This window comes from Escherichia sp. E2748, assembly GCF_005781125.1.
In the GTDB taxonomy this organism is placed as follows: Bacteria; Pseudomonadota; Gammaproteobacteria; order Enterobacterales; family Enterobacteriaceae; genus Escherichia.
Genome location: NZ_VATP01000027.1, coordinates 1 through 4,145 on the forward strand (window position 1 = coordinate 1; position 4,145 = coordinate 4,145).

General features: G+C 54.5%; 6 protein-coding genes and 1 pseudogene. 5 read left to right on the top strand and 2 right to left on the bottom strand.

Annotated features, from left to right (window positions below):
* Positions 1-478 precede the first annotated feature (478 nt).
* The 5 genes and pseudogenes from FEK42_RS19250 to FEK42_RS22810 all read left to right on the top strand — a co-directional run bounded on the left by FEK42_RS19250 (position 479) and on the right by FEK42_RS22810 (position 2,496).
* On the top strand, positions 479-802 hold the full coding sequence (locus FEK42_RS19250; protein ID WP_171022641.1) for a MobC family plasmid mobilization relaxosome protein: 324 nt from the start codon (positions 479-481) through the stop codon (positions 800-802).
* Positions 792-1,445, top strand: a pseudogene (locus FEK42_RS19255) (relaxase/mobilization nuclease domain-containing protein); the annotation flags it as partial. The gene FEK42_RS19250 and the pseudogene FEK42_RS19255, both read left to right, overlap by 11 nt.
* A 34-nt stretch (positions 1,446-1,479) precedes the next feature.
* A complete protein-coding gene (locus FEK42_RS19260) occupies positions 1,480-1,965 on the top strand; it encodes an MbeB family mobilization protein (RefSeq protein WP_135491852.1) in 486 nt (161 codons plus the stop codon).
* A 3-nt stretch (positions 1,966-1,968) separates the two neighbouring features.
* On the top strand, positions 1,969-2,184 hold the full coding sequence (locus FEK42_RS19265; protein ID WP_135491853.1) for an MbeD family mobilization/exclusion protein: 216 nt from the start codon (positions 1,969-1,971) through the stop codon (positions 2,182-2,184).
* Positions 2,185-2,358: 174 nt separating this feature from the next.
* Positions 2,359-2,496: a hypothetical protein gene (locus FEK42_RS22810; RefSeq protein ID WP_171022640.1), complete on the top strand. Its 138-nt coding sequence runs from the start codon at positions 2,359-2,361 to the stop codon at positions 2,494-2,496.
* A 47-nt stretch (positions 2,497-2,543) separates the two neighbouring features.
* On the opposite strand, the gene FEK42_RS19270 is transcribed toward FEK42_RS22810, so the two are convergent.
* A complete protein-coding gene (locus tag FEK42_RS19270; protein WP_138211928.1) occupies positions 2,544-3,215 on the bottom strand; it encodes a hypothetical protein in 672 nt (223 codons plus the stop codon).
* A gap of 588 nt (positions 3,216-3,803) precedes the next feature.
* Positions 3,804-3,965, bottom strand: coding sequence for a replication initiation protein (locus FEK42_RS19280; RefSeq protein WP_135491860.1), 162 nt, complete (start codon positions 3,963-3,965; stop codon positions 3,804-3,806).
* Positions 3,966-4,145 lie beyond the last annotated feature (180 nt).

Consider the following 4,145-nt stretch of genomic DNA (forward strand, 5'->3'; position numbering starts at 1 on the left):
TTTTTGTGATGCTCGTCAGGGGGGCGGAGCCTATGGAAAAACGCCTCCGGCGCGGACTTTTCCCGGCACTTGGCTTTTGGGTCACATGTTCTTTCCGGTGCCATCCCCTGATTCTGTGGATCACCGTAGCTCCTCTTTTGAGAGTGAAGACTCCGCTCGCCGCAGCCGAACGACCGAGCGCAGCGAGTCAGTGAGCGAGGAAGCGGAAGAGCACCGGAAATGGCATGTTCTCCTTACGCATCTGTGCGGCATTTCACACCAGACATGGTACACCTTTCATACACTACGCACTGACCCCGCATAAGTAAGCCAGTATACACTCCGCTAGCGCTGCGTGACTGGTTCAGGGCTGCGCCCCGAAACCCGCTAAAAGCCACTGACGCGCCTGCGGCTTGTCCAACACCGCGCCGACCGGGAAAAGATTTCCCGCCCGTCCCGGCGTTATCAGGAGGCCGGATTGGCAGACAAACGCAGCAAAATGCTCACGATGTGGGTAACGGAAGACGAGCACCGGCGTCTGCTGGAACGCTGCGGCGGTAAACAGCTCGCGGCCTGGATGCGCCAGACGTGCCTGGGCGAGAAGCCCGCCCGTGCTGGCAAACTTCCCTCGACCTCGCCGGCACTGCTTCGTCAGCTTGCCGGTATGGGTAACAACCTCAATCAGATTGCCCGACAGGTTAACGCCGGTGGCGGTAGCGGGCACGACAGCGTGCAGGTCGTCGCCGTGCTGATGGCCATCGATGCCGGACTCGAGCAGCTGCGGCACGCCATACTGGAAAAGGGGGCTGACAATGATCGTTAAGTTTCACCCCCGGGGGCGCGGCGGCGGTGCCGGGCCGGTGGATTATCTGCTGGGGAAAGACCGCCAGCGCGAAGGTGCCAGCGTCCTGCAGGGGAATCCGGAGGAAGTCCGGGAGCTTATCGACGCCTCGCCCTACGCCAAAAAATACACATCCGGCGTCCTGTCCTTTGCTGAACAGGACTTACCTTCCGGTCAGCGTGAAAAGCTGATAGCGAGCTTCGAGCGGATTCTGATGCCCGGACTCGATAAAGACCAGTACAGCGTGCTGTGGGTTGAGCACCGGGACAAGGAGCGACTGGAGCTGAACTTCCTGATCCCGAACACGGAGTTGCTGACCGGCAGACGTCTCCAGCCGTATTACGACCGCGCCGACCGTCCGCGCATCGATGCCTGGCAGACCATCGTGAACGGCAGGCTGGGGCTGCACGACCCGAACGCGCCGGAGAACCGGCGGGTGCTGGTCACGCCACCCGCGCTGCCGGAAGCGAAGCAGGAAGCAGCTCAGGCGATTACGCGGGGTTTACTGGCCTTAGCCTCGTCCGGGGTGCTGAAAACGCGTCATGACGTCACTGAGGCGCTGGAAAACGCAGGTTTTGAGGTGGTGCGCACCACAAAAAACAGCGTCAGCATTGCCGACCCGGACGGGGGGCGAAACATCCGACTGAAGGGAGCCATCTATGAGCAGTCTTTTAACGCTGGCGAAGGACTTAGAGCAGAAATCGAAAGCGCAGCAGCAGAGTACCGGCGAGATGCTGAAAGCCGCATTCAGCGAGCACGAGAAGTCTGTCAGAGCGGAACTGAGCGAAAGCGAGAAGAGAATCAGCGCCGCCATCCTCGACCACGACCGGACGCTGTCCTCAGCCATGCGCCAGCGCACGAAAGGGATGCTGCGCATGGTCAGCCAGACGTGGCTGACCATCGTCCTGGTGTCAACGCTGCTGATCGCCTCGATCGCGGGCATTCTGTGGTGGCAGGGGCAGCAGATACTCGACAACTACACGACCATCCGGGAGCAGAAGAGCACGCAGGCCATGCTGTCCGAGAGGAACAGCGGCGTGCAACTCTCGACCTGCGGAGAGCAGAGACGTCGCTGTGTGAGAGTGAACGCGGAAGCGGGACGATTCGGAGAGGATTCGAGCTGGATGATACTGGCGGGGAAATAGCCTATGACGGAGCTGGAAAAACAGTTGCTGAACGCATTAGCGCAGCTACAGCTGGACTACTCGAAAAGGCTGGACGAGTGGGAGAATGCCTTTGCGGAATGGCGGACGATGTCTGGTCTTATGCAACGGGAGAACGCGGCGCTGAGCGAGCGCGTCACGGTCTTGAGCAGGCAGGTGCTGCGTTTGAGCGAGCGGCTAAGCCGGTTGTCGCAAGGCTGAACGCGATTGAAGCACACCGGAATCAGGAGCGGACGGCGCAGCATCAGAAAGCGCCGGAGCTGGAACGATCGCCGCGACAGCTGACGGATGACGGTCCGTCGCTGTAACAAACCGGGTAAAACAGGGCTTTCGGTGCGGATCTGCGCTGAAAGCCGGAGCCATTCATCCGGCTGCATGGCTATGCAGTCGGGTGAAATTTATCAGGCGCAGGCGGCGCTGTTTGCGGGATGGTTTACTGCCTGTTTTGCCGGACTGACGCCGCATTTGCGCCGAACCCGTCCGGGGCGGTGCCGACAAGGAATGTTATGGTAAATCCGTTTTAATGCGGCAGCTTCAACAACAACCCGACCACAGTGGCGTTACACTCTGGATTGGCCGTAAAAGGCTACTGCCTGAGCCCATAAACCACCGCTAAGCTGTTGTGTCAATCCATTGTCATCCAGGAAATTAAAGAAATTCAGTTCGTTATTAAAAGTGTAAATTCCACAATTTCCATAGTTGTACTCAACTACTTTTTTCCATCCGCTATTTTGCATATTGCCCCATTCCTGAAAAAGCCCTCCGTTAACTTCTCGAATGATAGTAACCCCTGAAGGCCCGTCAATATATTGACTGTTAACATCAAGCGTCTCCGGAAATATCCCGTTCACGCTTTCAATCCACTGTGAGATTTTTTCATTTGTAATAAAAACCTCTTCGCTGTATTTAAAAAAACGCTTAACGACAAATAAATATGATGAGATGATTCGCCCGGATGTGTCTGTGGCATTAATATAAAATAATGTGTCGCAACACCGTTCATCCGCGTCAGGAAACGTCACTGTACCATCCCCGCTGACCGCCACCAGATTGTTGCCTTTGCTGGAGCCGCACTGCCATGTCACCTTACCATTATTGGCCGGATCATTATCTATGACCATTTTAAAGGTCGCGCCAGGGAACAGGGAGTTGGGGAAATAACAGCCATTAACCATGTCATTTTTAATATCAAAAACATGACCATCAACTAAAACACCTGTGATTTCATTCATAAACAAATCCTCACTAATAAGATGAATAATTTCATTCCAGTGTGAAATGACGTTGAGGATGTTAATGGAATTAAGGATTGTGAAGGAGTTATTTATATATCATATAGTAGTGTGTTCATTGTTATATATTAAATACTTCCGCTGGCCTTATCGGTATAGTGACTATCAAAGATAACTATCGTAGCCCCTGGAAGACCGTTTCGGTGCACTGTTGCTTGTTCTCAACCACTTTACAGCCCCGGGCTGTGAATGGTCATTATGGGGAGCGGGGAGCTGGTTTGCGCTGCGGGTTATTCGGGGTATGAGGATTTTTGTGTTTCGTGGTCTGCTCAACCGGTGGAAACAGACGCGGCTGAGACAGATGCTGAGGCGGTAGAACTACTCAGAAAATATCTTTCTCATCGTTATTGATATGATCCTCTTGAGATCCTTGTGCTACAGCCGTAATCTGCTCATCGCAAAAACAAAAAAACCACCGCTACCAACGGTGGTTCGTTTGCCGGGAAAAAGAGCTACCAACAAGTTTTCCCGAAGGTAACAGTCCTGTGCGAGAAGACATGTCACCAAATTTGTCCTTCCAGTGTAGCCTCAGTAAGGCCACAACTTCAAGAACTCTGAATACATCTCTCGCACATCCTGTTTACCAGTGGCTGCTGCCAGTGGCGTTTTATCGTGTCTTTCCGGGTTGGACTCAAGTTGATAGTTACCGGAACAGGCGCAGCGGTCGGACTGAACGGGGGGTTCGTGCATACAGTCCAGCTTGGAGCGAACTGCCTACCCGGAACTGAGTGTCAGGCGTGGAATGAGACAAACGCGGCCATAACAGCGGAATGACACCGGTAAACCGAAAGGCAGGAACAGGAGAGCGCACGAGGGAGCCACCAGGGGGAAACGCCTGGTATCTTTAAGTCCTGTCGGGTTTCGCCACAT

Coding starts and splice junctions, on each gene's coding strand:
- FEK42_RS22810 (WP_171022640.1), top strand. CDS start 2,359: ATGGCTATGCAGTCGGGTGAAATTTATCAGGCGCAGGCGGCGCTGTTT.
- FEK42_RS19250 (WP_171022641.1), top strand. CDS start 479: ATGCTCACGATGTGGGTAACGGAAGACGAGCACCGGCGTCTGCTGGAA.
- FEK42_RS19270 (WP_138211928.1), bottom strand. CDS start 3,215: ATGAATGAAATCACAGGTGTTTTAGTTGATGGTCATGTTTTTGATATT.
- FEK42_RS19265 (WP_135491853.1), top strand. CDS start 1,969: ATGACGGAGCTGGAAAAACAGTTGCTGAACGCATTAGCGCAGCTACAG.
- FEK42_RS19280 (WP_135491860.1), bottom strand. CDS start 3,965: ATGCACGAACCCCCCGTTCAGTCCGACCGCTGCGCCTGTTCCGGTAAC.
- FEK42_RS19260 (WP_135491852.1), top strand. CDS start 1,480: ATGAGCAGTCTTTTAACGCTGGCGAAGGACTTAGAGCAGAAATCGAAA.